Origin of the sequence: Pseudomonas sp. CFBP 13727, from assembly GCF_014841915.1 — a bacterium.
GTDB lineage: Bacteria > Pseudomonadota > Gammaproteobacteria > Pseudomonadales > Pseudomonadaceae > Aquipseudomonas > Aquipseudomonas baltica.
The window spans coordinates 866,799-882,163 of the sequence record NZ_JACYUT010000001.1 but is presented as its reverse complement, the minus strand read 5'-3'; the positions used below and the strand labels follow the sequence as shown (position 1 = coordinate 882,163).

Below are 15,365 nucleotides of genomic sequence, written 5' to 3'. Positions count from 1 at the left end.
GTGGTGTTGACGGACAGACTTACTTGACGGCTTCGATGCGGGTGATCAGCTCTTTGTAAGGCGCGCCGTACTTGTCGCGCACTGGCTGGGTCGCATCGTAGAAGGCTTTCTTCTGCTCGGGCGTGAGGGTGATGAACTCCACGCCACCGGCCTTGAGCTTGGCTTCGGCTTCGCTGGATTTCTTGTCCCACAGCACGCGCTCTTCCATCTGTGCTTCGCGGGAGAGCTTTTTCACCAGCGCCTGTTGCTCGGGGTTGAGCTTGTTCCAGGTGATCTTCGACATCACGATGGGCTCGGGGAGGATCAGGTGTTCGGTGAGCGTGTAGAACTTGGCGTTCTGGTAGTGGTTGTGTTCGAGCATGGTCGGCGGATTGTTCTCGGCGCCGTCGATCACGCCGGTCTGCAGGGCGCTGAAGATCTCGCCGGTGGCCATGGCGATGCCGTTGCCGCCCATCTGGTTGATGGTGTCGATGAATACCGGGTTGCCTTGCACGCGGATCTTCATGCCCTTGAGGTCACTGATCTGCCGTACCGGCTTCTTGGTGTAGAGGTTGCGCGTACCGCCATCCATCCAGCCCAGCGCGACCAGGTTGAATTCGGAGTTGGTGATCTTGTCGAGAATCTCCTGACCGATCTCGCCGTCGATGATGCTGCGCATGTGGGCCTGGTCGCGGAAAATGAACGGCAGGTTGAACACGTTCACGTCCGGTACTACCGGGCCGACGATGCCCAGGCTGACGCGGGTCATCTGCACCGCGTTGCTCTGCACCTGCTCGACCACTTCCTTCTCGGAACCCAGTACACCGCCTGCGAACATCTTGAAGCTGATCTCGCCCTTGCTCTGCTCTTCGAGTTTCTTGCCCATGGCCTGCTCGGCCACCACCGGCGGGTAGCCGGCCGGGTGCACTTCGGCGAACTTGATCTTGATCTCGGCCTGCGCCAGCCCGGACAGGCAGAAGGCGAGCGGGAGAGCGGCTACGAGTAACGTGCGTTTGAAATCCATGGATAACTCCAGCGTTGTTGTTGTTTTAAAGTCGCAAAGGATTCAGTTGTCGCCAAACGGCCCGGCGGCCACGAAGGCGCCGCCCTGATAGACCCTCGCCGGGTCGTCGGCGGCAGGCATCGGCTGAGCTTCGATCTTGTCGCGGAACACTTCCGAGCTGTCCTTGGGTGTGAAGCCCAGGTGCGCGGCAAAACGGTTGTCCCACCACAAGTCACGGTTCGCCGAGGCGCCATACACCACCGTGTGGCCGACGTCCGGGGTGAACAGGCTCAGCTCGATGAGGCGGGTCAGGTCGTCGAAACTGAGCCAGGTGCTCATCATTCGGCGATTGGCCGGCTCGGGAAACGAAGAGCCGATGCGGATGCTGACGGTTTCGATGCCGTAGCGATCGAAGTAGAACGTTGCCAGGTCTTCGCCGTAGGACTTGGACAGGCCGTAATAGCTGTCCGGACGCCGGGGCGAATGGGCGTCGATGGTCTGGTCCTGCTTGTAGAAACCGATCACGTGGTTGGAGCTGGCGAACACCACGCGCTTGACGCCATGCCGGCGTGCGGCTTCGTAGATGTGGAAAACCCCGCAGATATTGGGCCCCAGGATGTCTTCGAACGCGTGCTCCACCGACACCCCGCCAAAATGCACGATGGCGTCCACGCCCTGCACCAGCTCGTGCACTGCCTGCTTGTCGGCGAGATCGCACAACTGGAATTCTTCCTGCGTGTCGGAACGGGTAGCAGAACCAGTATCGGAAGAGGCGGGAAGCGGGACGATATCGGAGAGCCGCAGGGTGCGGGCGAAGGGTTTCAGACTTTCTCGCAGCACCTTCCCCAGACCGCCGGCGGCGCCGGTCAGGAGAAGGCGATCGAAGGGATTCTGGACGGAGTGAGTGCCTGTCATGAGCGAGTCCTTTTATCGTTATTATTTTGTCATCTGTTGTCGTATGACTTATTTCGGATTATCGACAGCTCTCGGCGATCTTGTCAACGCGACCAATGTCGAAATACACCAAGGTCGAATGCCGTTTGCGCTCAGCACGGCCTGGCTACAGGCGAATCCAGCGTTGGCGCATCCAGCCGCTCAAGGCATCCACCGCCAGTACCAGCGCCAGCATGGCCAAGATGAGCGTGCTGGCCCGTGCTTCCTGGAACAGGCTCAGGCTCACGTAAAGCATCTGTCCCAGCCCGCCGGCACCGACGAAACCGAGGATGCTGGCCATGCGAATATTGTTTTCCCAACGGTACAGGGTGTAGGCCAGCAGTTGCGGCCACAGATTGGGCAAGGTGCCGTAACAGAAGGCCAGCCAGGCATTGCCGCCCTGCAGGCGGATGGCGGCGGCGGGTGCGGCAGGGGTGTTTTCCAGGGCCTCGGCAAACAGACGGCCGAGGACCCCGGCGGTGTGCAGCGCCAGGGCCAGGGTGCCGGCATTCGGCCCCAGGCCTGCGGCGAGCACCATCAACACCGCCCAGACCAGTTCGGGAATGGCCCGCAGGGCATTGAGCACCAGTTTCGTCACGCCTTGCGCCAGCCAGCCCAGGCGCCCGGCTGCGGGGATGGCCAGCAGCAGACCGGCGAGCGCCGCCAGCAGCGTGCCCAACGCCGACATCGCCAGGGTTTCCAGCGCGCCATGGCCCACCGCGCGCAGGTGGGTGGCACTGAGGTCAGGCGACATGAAGCGTGCCGCGTAGCTGGTCATGTGCTGCAGGCTGTCGACATTGGTCAGGGTGAACAGGTCCAGGCCCAGATAGACGAAGGAGCCGACCACCGCCAGCACCATCGCCAGCACCAGCAGCAGGTTGCTTAGGCGCCTCATGCGAAGCGTCCCCTGAGCAGGCGGCTGAGCAGGTCCGCGAGCAACACCAGGGCGATGAACGTCAGCAGCATGCTGGCCACCTCGGCCGAGGCGAACATGCGCATCGACAGGTCGATCTGCTGGCCCAGCCCGCCGGCGCCGACGAAGCCCATCACCACCGAGGCGCGCACGGCGCATTCCCAGCGGTACACGGTGTAGGACGTCAGCTCGGCGGCAGCGGCCGGGAGAATGCCATAGGCGAACGCAGCCAGGCGGCCGGCGCCGGCGCGCAGCAGCGCCTGGGCCGGGCGCTGGTCGACCGACTCGCAGATCTCGGCATACACCTTGCCGAGCATGCCGGCGTAGGTGATGGCGATGGCCAGCACGCCGGCCGTCGGGCCCAGGCCGACGGCGCGGACGAACAGCAGGGCCCAGACGATTTCCGGCACGCTGCGCAGAAAAATCAGCACGCCACGCACCGGCCAGCGTACGCAGGTGCCGGCCCAGCCGGGTTGGCCGCCGAGGTTGGCAGCCGACAGCGACAGCGCGCGGCTGGCCAGCAGGCCGGCGGGAATGGCCAAGGTCAGCGCCAGGGCCATGCCGGCCGTGGCGATGGCCAGGGTCTGCAAGGTGGCGTCCAGCAGCAGCGTCAGAAACGCGGGGTCATGCGCGGGCGGCCAGAAGTCGGCGAGAAAAGCCCCCATGGACTGGGTGCTGGCCGGGTCGAACAGGACCCATGGATCGAGCTCGGCCAGGCGTATGCCGGGCCACAACAACAGCACCGCCAGGGCGGCAAGCAGAAGGCGCGGCAGCGCGGCAGGGTCGCGTCGGTCCCTTTTCAGCATCGCGGCAGCCAGTGAGCAGGGGTGTCGGCCGGCGTTTGCACGCGGCTCAGGTTTTCGTTCGCGTACAACGCCTCCAGGCGCTGCGCGGTGACCTGCGTGACCTCCAGATCGAAAGCGATCTGGCCGTCGCGCACGCCGACGATCCGTGGGAAGCAGGCCAGCGCCAGCTCCACCGTGTGCAGGCTGGCCACCAGCGTGACGCGCTGTTCGCTGGCATGCTGGCAAAGCATGTCCAGCGTGTGCCTGGCCAGCCGTGGGTCCATCGCCGAGACGGGCTCGTCCGCCAGCAACAGCTCCGGCGCCTGGTACAGGGCGCGGGCGATGCCGACACGCTGCAACTGGCCGCCGGACAATTGCTGGCACTGGGCGAACAGCTTGTCGTCCAGGTCCAGCCGCGCCAGCAGCGCACGGGCACCGTCGATGTCCACCGGGTGCAGCAGGTTGAGCAGGCTCTTGCCCAGCCCCCATTGCCCCAGCTTGCCGGCCAGCACGGCAGTCACCACCCGTTGCCGCGGCGGCAGCGGCGGGGCCTGATGGATCAGCGCGATACGTGCGCGCAGACGCTGGCGCGCGCGACTGCCGAGGCGCCAGGGCTGCATGCCCAGCACCTGCAGCTCACCGGCGCTGGGCGGCAGAGCGGTTGCCAGCACGTTGAGCAGGCTGGACTTGCCGGCGCCCGAAGGGCCGATGATTGCCACGCGCTCGCCGGGCTCGATGCTCAGGTTCACATCGCGCAGGGCCTGCACACCGTTACGGTGGCGCAGGTCGATGGCCGACAGCCGCAGGGTCATTTCAACAGGTCGGCAGCGCGAGCGGCGTCCTCGATACCCTTGTAGTTCTCAGGCTTGGTGGCGATGAAGCGGCTGGCCGCCTGCAGGTCGAGAATGGCCTTGTCGTCGGGCTTGGCCGGGTCGAGGGCGAGGAAGGCCTGTTTGATCTTTTCTGCCAGGGCCGGGTCCAGGGTACCGCGCACGGTCCAGTTGTAGTCGAAGTAGGTCGGCGTGGTGGCGAACACCTTGACCTTGCTGGTATCAACCTTGCCGCTGTTGACCAGCTTGTCCCACACGCTGGCATTGAGCACGCCGGCGTCGACCTTGCCCGCCTGTACCCACGCCGCGGTGGCGTCATGGGCGCCGGAGTAGGCGACCCGGCTGAAGTAGGTTTCCGGCTTGATGTTGTCCTGCAGCATGAAGTAGCGCGGCATCAGGCTGCCGGAGGTCGACGAGATCGAACCGAAGGCGAAGGTCTTGCCCTTGAGGTCGGCCAGCGACTTGACGTTCGGGTCGCTGGTGATGAACTTGCTGGTGAACTGCGCATCCTGCTCGCGCTGTACCAGGGGAATCGCGTTGCCGGTCTTCAGGTTGACCTGAACGAAGGTGAAACCGCCCAGCCAGGCCATGTCCAGGCGATCGGTCGCCAGCGCCTCGACCACGGCAGGGTAGTCGGCCACCGGCACGAACTCGACCTTCATGCCGATCTTCTGCTCGAGGTAGGCACCCAGCGGCTTGAACTTGCGCAGCAGTTCGGTGGGCGCCTCGTCCGGGATGGCCGAAACACGCAAGACATCGGCAGCGAAGCTGGTGACGGCGCTGGCGCAAAGAGCGAGGCCGGCGACCAGTGACAGGGAGCGCTTGAACATGGTGGGTCTCCGAAAGATGACGCAAGCAGCGCGGGCAAGGCCCGGCACGCGTGGATACGAGGTGGCGCGATTATAAGAGTCACTGCAGGAAAGGCCAGCTTTGATAGAATTCGCAGCCTGATTCCAGGACGTCGAGAATGCTGCCATGAATTCGCCTATCCGTTTGACCCAGTACAGCCATGGAGCCGGTTGCGGCTGCAAGATTTCGCCCAAGGTATTGGAGGTGATTCTGGCCGGCAGCGGCGCACAGAACCTGGACCCGAAGCTGTGGGTCGGCAATGCTTCGCGCGACGATGCCGCGGTGTATGCCATCGACGACGAGCGCGGGGTGGTGTCGACCACCGATTTCTTCATGCCCATCGTCGACGACCCCTTCGATTTCGGGCGCATTGCCGCCACCAACGCCATCAGCGACATCTATGCCATGGGCGGCGATCCGTTGATGGCCATCGCCATTCTCGGCTGGCCGGTCAACCTGCTGCCCCCGGAAGTTGCCCGCGAGGTGATCCGCGGCGGTCGGGCGGTGTGCGATGCTGCCGGCATTCCCCTGGCCGGTGGCCATTCGATCGACGCTCCCGAACCCATCTTCGGCCTGGCGGTGACCGGTCTGGTCGACAAGCGCCACATGAAACGCAACGACACCGCCCAGGTCGGCGACCGCCTGTACCTGACCAAGCCGCTGGGCATCGGCATTCTCACCACCGCAGAGAAGAAATCCCGGCTGCGTGAAGAAGACGTGGGCGTGGCCCGCGACTGGATGTGCACGCTGAACAAGCCCGGCAGCCGCTTCGGCAAGCTGCGCGAGGTCACCGCGATGACCGACGTCACCGGTTTCGGCCTGCTCGGGCACCTGGTCGAAATGGCCGACGGTGCCCAACTGACCGCACGCCTGGAATACGCCGCGGTGCCGCGCCTGCCCGGCATCGACCACTACCTGCGCGAGGGCTGCGTGCCGGGCGGCACCCAGCGCAACTTCGACAGCTACGGCGAACGCATCGCCGCGTTGAGCGACGAGCAGCGTGACCTGCTCTGCGATCCGCAGACCAGTGGCGGCCTGTTGGTAGCCGTCAGCGCTGCCGGCGAAGCCGAGTTCGTCGCGCTGGCTGCCGAACTGGGTCTGCACCTGGCGCCGATCGGCACCTTGATCGATCGCCAGCCCCACGCTGTCGAGGTGTTCTGATGCGCGAAGACAGCAGCGACTACCGCACGTTGTTCCTCGGCGAGGTAGCGATGATGGACGCGCGCGCGCCGGTCGAATTCGACAAGGGCGCATTTCCCGGCGTGCACAACCTGCCCTTGATGGACGACCTGGAACGGCAGAAAGTCGGTACCTGCTACAAGCAGCACGGCCAGGAAGCCGCCATCGAGTTGGGGCACCGGCTGGTGTCCGGCGAGATCAAGGCGCGCCGGGTCGAAGCCTGGGTGGCATTCGCCAAGGCCAATCCCGAGGGCTATCTGTATTGCTTCCGCGGCGGCCTGCGCTCGCAGACCGTACAGCGCTGGCTGCGCGAGGCAGGCGTCGAGTACCCGCGGGTACTGGGCGGCTACAAGGCCATGCGCAGCTTTCTGCTCGACACCTTGGAACAAGCCGTCGAACAGTGCCAGTTCGTCGTTCTGGGCGGCATGACCGGCACTGGCAAGACCGACGTGCTGGCGCAATTGAGCAACGCTTTGGACCTGGAAGGCCACGCCAACCACCGCGGTTCCAGCTTCGGCAAGCGTGCGACCGGGCAGCCTGTGCAGATCGATTTCGAAAACAGCCTGGCGATCGACGTGTTGAAGAAGCGGGCCGCTGGCATCGAGCAGTTCGTGCTCGAGGACGAAAGCCGCCTGGTGGGCAGTTGCAACGTGCCGTTGAGCCTGCATCAGGGCATGCAGGCGTATCCATTGGTTTGGCTGGAAGACAGCTTCCAGAATCGCGTCAAGCGTATCCTGCGCGACTACGTGGTAGACCTGTGCGCAGACTTCGTCGGGTTGTATGGCGAGCGCGGTGAAGCGCTGTTTGCCGAGCGTCTGCTGCAGAGTCTGGACCGCATCCACAAGCGTCTGGGCGGCGAGCGCCATCAACGCCTGCAGGGCCTCATGCAGGCCGCGCTGGAAGAGCAGCGGCGCTATGGCCTGGTCGACCTGCACCGTGGCTGGATCGAAGGCCTGCTGCACGAGTACTACGACCCGATGTACGCCTATCAACGCGAGAGCAAGGCGGCGCGCATCGAGTTCGCTGGCGATCAGGCGGCCGTGGTCGACTACCTGCGCGAGCGTCTGGCCAGGGGCTGAAGACGGCGAGTGCAGTCTTCAGGCCCTGGCCAGGCTTGGCTCAGTTGATCCGCGGGTGCTGTTGCACCAGAAGCTCGCGCTTGGCTTGCAGCGCGGCGATCTCGCTGTCGATGTCTTCGATCTTCTGCTCGATGTTGTCGTGGTGCTCGACCAGCAGTTCACGGGCTTCGGCGATGTCCGAGGCCGCTGGCGCAGCGCCGCGCAACGGCTTGTTGGCCGTCTCCTTCATGGTGATGGCGGTGATGAAGCCGACCACGGCAAACACCATCAGGTAATAGGCAGGCATGTACAGGTCGTCGGTGCTTTCCACCAGCCAGGCCACGGCCGTCGGTGTCAGGCCGGCAATCAGTACTGATACGTTGAATGCACTGGCCAGGGCGCTGTAGCGGATGTGCGTGGGGAACATCGCCGGCAACGTGGACGCCATGACGCCGATGAAGAAGTTCAGCACCACGGCCAGCATCAGCAGCCCGGCGAAGATCCAACCGATCTGGCCGCTGTTGATCAGCATGAAGGCCGGGATGGCCAGGAAGAACAGGCCGATGCTGCCGAACAGAATGAAAGGCTTGCGGCCGAACTTGTCGCTGGCGAAGCCGATCAGCGGTTGGGCGAACAGCATGCCGACCATGATCGCAATGATGATCAACACGCCATGGCTTTCGCTGTAGTGCAGGTTGTGCGACAGGTAGCTGGGCATGTAGGTGAGCAGCATGTAGTAGGTGACGTTGGTCACCGCGACGATGCCGATGCAGGTCAGCAGGCTGCGCCAGTGCTTGGTTGCCACTTCCTTGAACGATACCTTGGGGCCGCCGGCCAGGCCTTCGCGGTCGCCTTGTTCGAGCTTCTCGACGTGCTGCTGGAACGCTGGGGTTTCTTCCAGCGCATGACGCAGGTAGAGGCCGATCATGCCCAGCGGCAGGGCCAGGAAGAACGGCACGCGCCAACCCCAGTCGAGGAACTTCTCTTCGCCGATTACTGCGGAGATGCCCACCACCACGCCTGCACCGAGCACGAAACCGGCGATCGAGCCGAAGTCCAGCCAGCTGCCGAGGAAACCGCGTTTGCGGTCCGGAGCGTACTCGGCCACGAAGATCGAGGCGCCGGTGTATTCACCGCCCACCGAGAAGCCCTGGGCCATCTTCGCCAGCAGCAGCAGGATGGGTGCCCAGATGCCGATGGAGGCATAGGACGGAATCAAGCCGATCGCGAACGTACTCAACGACATGATCACGATGGTGGCAGCCAGGACTTTCTGCCGTCCGTACTTGTCGCCCAGGGCGCCGAAGAACAGGCCGCCCAGCGGGCGAATCAGGAAGGGTACCGAGAAGGTGGCCAAGGCCGCGATCATCTGCACACTGGGATCGACGTCCGGGAAGAACACTTTGCCCAAGGCGTAGGCCACGAAGCCGTAGACGCCGAAGTCGAACCATTCCATGGCGTTGCCAAGCGCGGCGGCGGTGATCGCCTTGCGCATCTTGACGTCGTCGACGATGGTGATGTCGTTCAACCCGATCGGGTTGACGGTTTTTCTGCGAGATTTCATGGGTGTTTCTCTTGTGTCAAAGCGGCTTGTCCCCATGAGATACAAAATGACACTAAATAATTCACTGATGACGGCGATTTAGTATCGCAGCGGTTGTCCGGGCGCCAGCGTACCCATGGGAGCGACAGATCGCCCAAGACGGAGACGCCAAAAAACCGGATAATGCCGGCCATTCGTTTTAGCTGTCATCAGGTGCTGCCCCATGGAAATCAAGGTCAATTTTCTCGACAACCTTCGACTTGAAGCCAAGTTCGACGATTTCACGGTGGTGGCCGACCAACCGATCCGCTACAAGGGCGACGGCTCGGCGCCGGGCCCGTTCGACTACTTCCTGGCATCCTCGGCGTTGTGCGCGGCGTACTTCGTCAAGCTCTATTGCAACACCCGCAATATTTCCACCGACAACATCCGCCTGTCGCAGAACAACATCGTCGACCCGGAGAACCGCTACAACCAGATCTTCAAGATCCAGGTCGAACTGCCAGCGGACATGTCGGCCAAGGACCGCCAGGGCATCCTGCGCTCGATCGACCGCTGCACCGTGAAGAAGGTCGTGCAGACCGGCCCGGACTTCATCATCGAGGAGGTCGACAACCTCGACGCCGATGCCCAGGCCTTGCTGATGCCCGCGCAGGCGGAAGGGGCGAGCACCTATGTGCTGGGCAAGGACCTGCCGCTGGAGCAGACCATCGCCAACATGTCTGGCATCCTTGCCGGGCTGGGGATGAAGATCGAGATCGCCTCGTGGCGCAACATCGTGCCCAACGTATGGTCGTTGCACATCCGCGATGCCTACTCGCCGATGTGCTTCACCAACGGCAAGGGTTCGACCAAGGAAAGCGCGCTGGCGTCGGCTCTCGGTGAATTCATCGAGCGACTCAACTGCAACTTCTTCTACAACGATCAGTTCTGGGGCGAAGACATCGCCAATGCGGCCTTCGTGCACTACCCCGACGAGCGCTGGTTCCAGCCGGGCCGCAAGGATGCGCTGCCTGCCGATATACTCGATGCCCACTGCCTGGCCATCTACAACGCCGACGGCGAACTGCGCGGTTCTCACCTCTACGACACCAACTCGGGCAACGTGGAGCGGGGCATCTGTTCGCTGCCTTTCGTGCGCCAGTCCGACGGCGAGACGGTGTATTTCCCGTCCAACCTGATCGAAAACCTCTACCTGAGCAACGGCATGAGTGCCGGCAACACCTTGGCCGAGGCCCAGGTGCAATGCCTGTCGGAGATCTTCGAGCGCGCAGTCAAGCGCGAGATTCTCGAAGGCGAACTGGCGCTGCCCGACGTCCCGGCCGAGGTGCTGGCGCGCTATCCCGGCATCCAGGCCGGCATTCAGGGGCTGGAGGAGCAGGGCTTTCCGGTGCTGGTCAAGGATGCCTCCCTGGGCGGTCGCTTCCCGGTGATGTGCGTGACCTTGATGAACCCGCGCACCGGCGGCGTGTTCGCCTCGTTCGGCGCCCATCCAAGCCTGGAAGTAGCGCTCGAGCGCAGCCTCACCGAGTTGCTTCAGGGCCGCAGTTTCGAGGGGCTCAACGACTTGCCCCAGCCGACCTTCGAAAGCCATGCGCTGATGGAGCCGAACAACTTCGTCGAGCATTTCATCGATTCGAGCGGCGTGGTGTCGTGGCGCTTCTTCAGTGCCAAGGCCGATTTTGCCTTTGTCGATTGGGATTTCACCGCACAGGGCGACAATGCCAATGCCGAGGAAGCCGCCACCCTGTTCGCCATTCTCGATGGCCTGGGCAAGCAGGTGTACATGGCGGTCTATGAGCACCTGGGCGCCAAGGCGTGCCGGATTCTGGTGCCGGGGTATTCGGAGATCTATCCGATCGAGGATCTGATCTGGGACAACACCAACAAGGCGCTGTTTTTCCGCGAAGACATCCTCAATCTGCACCGGCTCGATGACGACGCGCTGGGCGACCTGCTGCAGCGCCTGGAAGAGTCGGAGCTGGACGACTACACCGATATCCGCACCTTGATCGGCATCGAGTTCGACGAGAACACAGTGTGGGGGCAGTTGACCATTCTGGAGTTGAAGGTGCTGATCCAGCTGGTGCTGGAGCGCTTCGACGACGCCAAGGAGCTGGTCGAAATGTTCCTGCAGTACAACGCCAATACGCTGGAGCGCGGGCTGTTCTTCCAGGCGCTGAACGTGGTGCTCGAGGTGCAGCTTGACAGTGACCTGGACATGGCCGACTACGAGTTCAACTTCCGCCGCATGTTCGGTGACGCGCGGATAGAGGCGGCGCTGGGATCCGTGGATGGCAGCGTGCGTTTCCACGGCCTGACCCCGACCAGCATGAAGCTCGAAGGGCTGGACCGTCATCTGCGCCTGATCGACAGCTACAAGAAACTGCACAGCGCCCGCGCCAGGGCCTGATCCCCCGCGCTGCCCTTTTCGCGGCCACGGGCCGCTCCTACGGAAAAAGGCTACACCGTCTTCAAAGCGCGGCAGGCAGGTAATGGTCCAGCAGACGCTGGATGGAGCCGTTGCGGTGCAGCGTCTCCACCGCCTTGCGCAAACTGCTCACCACGCGCGGCGAGCATGTCTTCGAACACGCCAGGTACAGGTCCGTGGTCATCAGCACCGGGCTCATCAGCAGCGGCTGCTTGGAAACCTGGCGCCAGATGTACTGCGATTCCGGCACCCCGTTGAACCAGGCATCGACCCGTCCCAGCAGCAGCATCTGCGCCGGATTCTCACCGATGCGCAACGGGTAGATCTGCGACGCATCGAACCCTTCGTCGTACAGCTTGCGCTCCTGCGCGCTGCCCATGCCCACGGCGATCCGTCGATAGGTCCGACGTGCCTGGGCAAAGCTGTCGACGCGCTTGTCGAGGGTAAAAAACGCCCGGTCCATGCTCATGATCGGGGCGATCCAGGTGTAGCTGGTTTCCCTGTCGGGAGTTCGCGACAGCGGCACGATAAGCATGTCCTGCCCGTGCTGCACCGTGCGTTGCGCGCGAAGCCAGGGCAGCACGTTGGTATTCATGCGATAGCCCGCCAGCGTCATGGCCTGCCGAGCGGCGTCAGCAACGATGCCTTGCTGGCCCGCATCCCCCGCCATGCTCAGCGGCGGCGCCTCGGGCATGTACAGATCGAAGGTGCGCGGGTGCGCGGCCCAGGCAGCCGGGAGGAGGGCGCTGCACAGCAGCAGACCGCAGACAGACTTGAACAGCAATCCGCAAGTGCGGTTCAGATGACCCATGGCAACGATCCGATGACTTTCAATGGCAGGCTCCTGGACGGCCAGCATAGTCGCTAATGGCGCTACCTGCTCGCATGGGAACCGCGTCGACCTCAGCCCATCCATATCCGATACATACCTACGCACTGAGGACACTCCAGGTGGAGACCAAGCAAAGCTGGTCGTTCGATGCAGCGCAGATCGCGCAGGCGCAGCGCTTCAACAAGACCCTCGAGCGCCTGCCGCGGTTCCGCATCCGCAACCGCGTCACGCCAATGCTGATCCAGACACTGCTGCGTGCCGGCCAGCTGGGCAAGGCGCTGAAGCCTGTCAACCATGGCCTGGCCATCGAGAACCGCGTGCTGGTCAGCGCCGATGCCGTTCCGGTGAGGGTGCGCATCATCCGCCCGCAGGGGCCTGCCAAGGGCTTGGTGCTGGATTTCCATGGTGGCGGCTGGGTGATCGGCAACGCGCAGATGAACGATGACGTGAACATCGCCCTGGTTCAGGCCTGTGACGTGGCGGTGGTCTCGGTGGACTACCGGCTGGCCGTGTCGACCCCGCTGCAGGGTTTGCTCGACGACTGCCTGGCGGCCACGCGCTGCGTGCTCGGTGGCGGCTTTCCCGAGCTCGAGGGCCTGCCGGTGATCATGGTCGGTGAGTCCGCCGGTGGCCACCTGGCAGCGGCCACGCTGCTGCAGCTCAAGCGATGGCCGGCGTTGCTGCAGCGCGTGTGCGGGGCGCTGCTGTATTACGGAGTATTCGACCTGACCGGCACGCCCAGCGTGCGCGATGCGGGCCCCGAAACCCTGGTGCTGGACGGGCCAGGCATGCTCGAGGCCTTCCGTCGGCTAACCCCCGGCCTGGACGACGAGCAACGGCGGCAACCGTCGCTGTCGCCGCTGCATGGCGACCTTGATGGACTGCCGCCGGCGCTGATGTTCGTCGGTGAACTGGACCCATTGCGCGACGATACCCTGCTGATGGCCGAACGCTGGGGCAGGGTGGCCAGCGTGGAGCTGCGCCTGTTGCCGGCCTCGCCCCATGGCTTCATCCACTTCCCCACGCCCATGGCCGCGCGGGCGCTGGCATACAGCCGTGAATGGGTCGTCCGCCTGCTGGCGGCACGCGCTGCGCAGGATCCTGCCGGATGAGTTGAAATACCCCGGCGTGCTCGCCAGAATGCCCGCCCATGCGGGCCTGAACGGCACGCGTTGAACCTGGAGAATCGTTGCCTCGTGAACCCGCAGAGCTTGTCTCACCGCCTGGAGCAGGTCGCCGCTCAGGTCCCCGCCGGCGCGCGTCTGGCTGACATTGGTTCGGATCATGCCTACCTGCCGGTGGCCTTGGTCCTGCGTGGCATCGTCCCTCGGGCCGTGGTCGGGGAGGTCGCCCTGACGCCGTTTCTGGCGGCCCGGCGCAGCGTTGACGAGAACGGGCTGGCGCATTGCATCAGCGTGCGTCAGGCCGACGGCCTGGCGGCAATCGAAGCGAGCGATCGGATCTCGGCGGTGACCTTGTGCGGGATGGGCGGCGAAACCATTCGCGACATTCTGCAGGCGGGCAAGGCTCGTTTGAGCACCGGCGAGCGGTTGATCCTGCAGCCCAATGGCGGTGAACGCCACCTGCGCCAGTGGCTGATGGACAATGGCTATGGCATCCGCCATGAAGAGGTGCTGCGGGAAAATCGCTTCGACTACGAGATCATCGTCGCTGACCCTGGCGAGCCGGTCGCGTACAGCCCACAGGAATTGTTTTTCGGGCCCTTGCAACTGCAGCGACGTACGCCGGCGTTCCTGGCCAAGTGGCAACGCCTGCTGCACCTCAAGCGCCGCACCCTCGAGCGGCTGGCCCACGCCCGGCAGAACGGGCTCGAAAGCAAACGAGTGGAACTGGCCGAACACATCGACTGGATCGAATCCCTCAATCCCTTGTAGCAGCGGCGTAAGCCGTGTCATAGCTTACGCGGTGCGTCGGACTCACCACTGTATGGGTTGCCCATCCCAGGCCCAGAAGCTGCCGGTCTGCGTCGGTCCGTGCTGGCCGATCAATTCGAGCAGGCAGCGTGCGGCGAAATCGGGGTCGAACAGTTTGCCGGCCGGCACGTTGGCTTGAAAGGGCTGGGACAGGCGGGTGTCGGTGGTGCCCGGATGCAAGGCCAGGACCGTGGCGGCGGGGTTCAAACGCTTGAGCTCGATGCTGGCGGTGCGCAGCAGCTGGTTGAGCGCCGCCTTGCTGGCGCGATAGCTGTACCAGCCACCCAGGCGGTTGTCGCCGATCGAACCGACGCGGGCCGACAGCGCCGCGAAGGTGGCCGGCTGTCTGCGCAACAACGGCAGCAGATGCTTGAGCAGCATCACCGGCGCAAAGGCATTGGTGGCAAAACTGGCCTGCAGACTGCTCAGCTCCAGTTGCGCCAGACCTTTTTCCGGCCGCGCGCCGTCCTGATGCAGAATGCCCAGCGTGCTGATCACCAGGTGCAAATGATTGCAATCGCCCGCTACTGCACTGGCCAGCCGCTGCAGCGCCTGCTCATCGCGCGCATCACAATCATGAGTGACCAACCGCGATCCATGGCGCTGGGCCAATGCCGCGAGTTCGACGCTCGTGGTGGCCTCGCGGGAGACCGCAAACACCTGCGCGACATCCTCACGCTGCAACAGCTGCTCGCACAACGCCAAGCCGATGCCCTGACTGGCACCACAGATCAGCGCGCAGGCGCCACTGGATAGATCGGGTATCAACGCCATGCTGCACCGCCCGGAACAAGGATCGTACCGATAGGACCCGGCACTGCGGTCGAACGTTCTCGGGGGCGTTCATGGATAGCGACCCTGCGCCCTGACAGGCGACCGCACACTGCCGCCGCATGGCCCGTGACGCGCCACCCGAACTCGCGTCAGTCCTGCTCGGCGGCCGGGCTCGGGGCATCCGCCTCGAGCGCCAGCTTCGCCCGATCGGCCTTGCTGATGTAGCGGTCCTTGCTCTGTGGCGCCAGCTTGGCGCTGGCCTTCTTGGCGTGTGCCTGCAACAGCTGTTTGATTTTCTTGCGGCGATTCATGGCGTGGCCCA

15 protein-coding genes are annotated in these 15,365 nt (G+C 64.0%); 5 read left to right on the top strand and 10 right to left on the bottom strand.

What is annotated here, in order from left to right:
- Positions 1-19: 19 nt before the first annotated feature.
- The 6 genes from IFT76_RS03895 to IFT76_RS03870 form a co-directional block, all read right to left on the bottom strand.
- Positions 20-1,003: a TRAP transporter substrate-binding protein gene (locus IFT76_RS03895; RefSeq protein WP_185793782.1), complete on the bottom strand. Its 984-nt coding sequence runs from the start codon at positions 1,001-1,003 to the stop codon at positions 20-22.
- A gap of 42 nt (positions 1,004-1,045) precedes the next feature.
- The gene (locus tag IFT76_RS03890) at positions 1,046-1,897 is read right to left on the bottom strand and encodes an NAD-dependent epimerase/dehydratase family protein (RefSeq protein WP_192057461.1); all 852 of its coding nucleotides are present in this window, start codon (positions 1,895-1,897) and stop codon (positions 1,046-1,048) included.
- A 145-nt stretch (positions 1,898-2,042) separates the two neighbouring features.
- The gene (phnE, locus tag IFT76_RS03885) at positions 2,043-2,810 is read right to left on the bottom strand and encodes a phosphonate ABC transporter, permease protein PhnE (RefSeq protein ID WP_192057460.1); all 768 of its coding nucleotides are present in this window, start codon (positions 2,808-2,810) and stop codon (positions 2,043-2,045) included.
- Positions 2,807-3,634, bottom strand: a complete 828-nt coding sequence (locus IFT76_RS03880; RefSeq protein ID WP_192054049.1) for a PhnE/PtxC family ABC transporter permease — start codon at positions 3,632-3,634, stop codon at positions 2,807-2,809. Before IFT76_RS03880 ends, phnE begins: the two co-directional genes overlap by 4 nt.
- Complete coding sequence (locus IFT76_RS03875) at positions 3,628-4,425, bottom strand: phosphonate ABC transporter ATP-binding protein (protein WP_192057459.1); 798 nt, start codon at positions 4,423-4,425, stop codon at positions 3,628-3,630. Before IFT76_RS03875 ends, IFT76_RS03880 begins: the two co-directional genes overlap by 7 nt.
- On the bottom strand, positions 4,422-5,273 hold the full coding sequence (locus tag IFT76_RS03870; RefSeq protein WP_192057458.1) for a putative selenate ABC transporter substrate-binding protein: 852 nt from the start codon (positions 5,271-5,273) through the stop codon (positions 4,422-4,424). The genes IFT76_RS03875 and IFT76_RS03870 overlap by 4 nt, the downstream gene beginning before the upstream one ends.
- Before the next feature lie 145 nt (positions 5,274-5,418).
- Between IFT76_RS03870 and selD the strand changes: the two genes are divergently transcribed.
- Both selD and mnmH read left to right on the top strand, forming a co-directional pair.
- Complete coding sequence (selD, locus tag IFT76_RS03865; protein WP_192057457.1) at positions 5,419-6,453, top strand: selenide, water dikinase SelD; 1,035 nt, start codon at positions 5,419-5,421, stop codon at positions 6,451-6,453.
- Entirely contained in the window at positions 6,453-7,550 is a 1,098-nt protein-coding gene (gene mnmH, locus IFT76_RS03860) for a tRNA 2-selenouridine(34) synthase MnmH (protein ID WP_192057456.1), read from the top strand. Before selD ends, mnmH begins: the two co-directional genes overlap by 1 nt.
- 40 nt (positions 7,551-7,590) lie before the next feature.
- On the opposite strand, the gene proP is transcribed toward mnmH, so the two are convergent.
- A complete protein-coding gene (gene proP, locus IFT76_RS03855; protein WP_122478977.1) occupies positions 7,591-9,093 on the bottom strand; it encodes a glycine betaine/L-proline transporter ProP in 1,503 nt (500 codons plus the stop codon).
- A 202-nt stretch (positions 9,094-9,295) separates the two neighbouring features.
- Here proP and IFT76_RS03850 point away from each other — a divergent pair, with 202 nt between their 5' ends.
- Positions 9,296-11,485 (top strand): OsmC domain/YcaO domain-containing protein, encoded by a 2,190-nt coding sequence (locus IFT76_RS03850; RefSeq protein ID WP_192057455.1) that lies wholly within the window; start codon positions 9,296-9,298, stop codon positions 11,483-11,485.
- Positions 11,486-11,546: 61 nt separating this feature from the next.
- Here IFT76_RS03850 and IFT76_RS03845 read toward each other — a convergent pair whose 3' ends face one another.
- Entirely contained in the window at positions 11,547-12,314 is a 768-nt protein-coding gene (locus IFT76_RS03845; protein WP_192057454.1) for a substrate-binding periplasmic protein, read from the bottom strand.
- A 140-nt stretch (positions 12,315-12,454) separates the two neighbouring features.
- Between IFT76_RS03845 and IFT76_RS03840 the strand changes: the two genes are divergently transcribed.
- Positions 12,455-13,447, top strand: a complete 993-nt coding sequence (locus IFT76_RS03840; protein WP_342214292.1) for an alpha/beta hydrolase — start codon at positions 12,455-12,457, stop codon at positions 13,445-13,447.
- Positions 13,448-13,531: 84 nt separating this feature from the next.
- Complete coding sequence (locus tag IFT76_RS03835; protein WP_192057452.1) at positions 13,532-14,230, top strand: tRNA (adenine(22)-N(1))-methyltransferase TrmK; 699 nt, start codon at positions 13,532-13,534, stop codon at positions 14,228-14,230.
- A 42-nt stretch (positions 14,231-14,272) separates the two neighbouring features.
- Here the strand turns inward: IFT76_RS03835 and IFT76_RS03830 are convergent, their stop codons facing one another.
- The gene (locus IFT76_RS03830; RefSeq protein WP_192057451.1) at positions 14,273-15,043 is read right to left on the bottom strand and encodes an SDR family NAD(P)-dependent oxidoreductase; all 771 of its coding nucleotides are present in this window, start codon (positions 15,041-15,043) and stop codon (positions 14,273-14,275) included.
- Positions 15,044-15,192: 149 nt separating this feature from the next.
- Positions 15,193-15,354, bottom strand: coding sequence for a DUF2986 domain-containing protein (locus tag IFT76_RS03825; RefSeq protein WP_185793771.1), 162 nt, complete (start codon positions 15,352-15,354; stop codon positions 15,193-15,195).
- Between the last annotated feature and the right edge of the window lie 11 nt (positions 15,355-15,365).